1 protein-coding gene is annotated in these 295 nt (G+C 51.5%); it reads right to left on the bottom strand.

Features of this window, described 5'->3' with window-relative positions:
* The coding region (locus tag HBA93_RS20500; protein ID WP_221724502.1) for a dihydrodipicolinate synthase family protein at positions 1-295 on the bottom strand (295 nt) is incomplete at both ends.

The following is a 295-nucleotide window of genomic DNA, read 5'->3' as shown; positions in this document are numbered from 1 at the left end:
ATTGCGGATTGGTATAAATTACGACCGGACGGCCTTTGGCCGCTTTGGCAATGGCTGTAAAATAGGCCTCAACACCTTCATCACTGACAGGAAAATAAGATTCCAAAATTGCCAAAATGCCATCTGCGCCCGCATTGACCATATCCTCGGTTTGGTCAACCGCATCACTGATGGAGGTAGAAGCAACACCTGCCACAACCGGCACGCGCCCGCGATTGGCTGCAAGCACAGTATCCACAACGCTGCGGCGTTGTGATTGGGTGAGATAAGCAAATTCGCCAGTACTGCCCAAAGG

This window comes from Ochrobactrum sp. SFR4, assembly GCF_019730395.1.
GTDB lineage: Bacteria > Pseudomonadota > Alphaproteobacteria > Rhizobiales > Rhizobiaceae > Pseudochrobactrum.
The sequence above is the reverse complement of the archived record's forward strand: the minus strand, read 5'-3'. Positions and strand labels throughout refer to the sequence as shown.